Genomic DNA, 1,419 nt, shown 5'->3' on the forward strand with positions numbered 1-1,419 from the left:
GGGACGACGACCCCGCCCGTCCCGGGCTCTCCGGCCGCGCCCATCCCGACCGCGCCCTTCCCGGGCTCTCCGGCCGCGCCCGTCCCGGGCTCCCCGTCCCCGCCCTGCCCCGGCTCCCCGCACCCGGCCCGGTACTCCCGTGGTGACATCCCCGTGTACGACCGGAAGGCGCGGGAGAAGGCGTCGGCGTGGGGGTAGCCCCAGCGGGCCGCGATGGCGTGGATGGGGACGCCCCGCAGTGCGGGGGAGGCCAGGTCCCGGCGGCAGCGGTCGAGTCGCCGCTGCCGGACGAAGGCACGCGGGGTCGTGCCGTTGCGCTGGAAGATGCGGTGCAGATAGCGAACGGAGATGCTGTGCGCCCGGGCTATCTCCTCCGGCGCCAGCTCCGGGTCGTGCAGGTGCTCGTCGATGTAGGCGATGATGCGCAGGTGCATCGCCTCGGCACCGGGGCCGTTGCCGGTGGCCGAGTCGCGGCCGAGGTGATGCCGTAGCAGCGCGGTGAGCAGATCGAGCGCCGTGTCCTGACAGGCCGCCGCGTCCTGCGGTGTGAGGGCGTCGTACTGGGCGGCGACCTCGTCCATGAGCGTCGCGAAGACGCGGCCGATCCCCTCGCCCGCGGGCAGCGACCGACCGCACAGCCCCTTGAACGTCCCCTCGCCGCCCCGCAGCAGCCGCTTCGGGAACTGGAGGATGAGGGTCCTGGTCGGGATCTCCCCGGTGAAGGTCTCGAACGAGTGGGAGCTGTCGAAGAAGCCGACGTCCCCCTGCCGCAGCAGCGTGCTCTGCCGGAACTGCTCGATCCCCACCTCGCCGGAGGTCACCAGCGCGGCGTGGTACATCTCCGGATCCGACTGTCTGACCAGCTTCGGCGTCCTCTGCGCCTCCACGGCCGTGTGGGAGAGGACGGACAGCTGGCCGGCGCCCAGCGGCAGCACCTCGATGCGCCCCTGCACGGCCGACCCGTCCAGGAAGCGCACCCGCTGGGTCACCTCTGCCATGGCCATCGTCTCGACCCAGACATCGGCACGCTCCGGCTCCGCCAGCTCGGCGGTGTCGACAACCAACGCTCTCACTGCCGTCCTCGGTCCGTGGTCGATCGGCTCGGTCACCTCTGCCCCGAGTCAAGACCACCGGTGCGGCGGGCGACAGTGCGTTCCACGCCAACAACCGTGCAGTCGGCGCCAACACGCGAAGGGGCCCGCTCGGAAACCCTGGTGCAGCACCGCACACCACCGCACGCACCCACCAGCACCGCACCCGAACCCCGGAATCGAGGAGTCATGCCACCCAGAACACGACACCGTCTCGCCGCCCGGCTCTCCGCGTTACTCACGATCGCCGGCGTGTCGCTCGGCGCGTCGGCCCTGCCCTCCCAGGCGGCGCCCGGCACGCCGGCGCACCCGGCGGCGCACCCGGCGG

1 protein-coding gene is annotated in these 1,419 nt (G+C 72.9%); it reads right to left on the reverse strand.

All coding sequences use genetic code 11. From position 1 onward, the window contains the following. Positions 1 to 1,073: helix-turn-helix domain-containing protein (locus tag GT045_RS15715; RefSeq protein ID WP_161334539.1), on the reverse strand; the 1,073-nt coding region annotated here is incomplete at its 3' end. Positions 1,074 to 1,419: the final 346 nt, after the last annotated feature.

It is taken from the genome of Streptomyces sp. SID486, from assembly GCF_009865385.1.
In the GTDB taxonomy this organism is placed as follows: Bacteria; Actinomycetota; Actinomycetes; order Streptomycetales; family Streptomycetaceae; genus Streptomyces.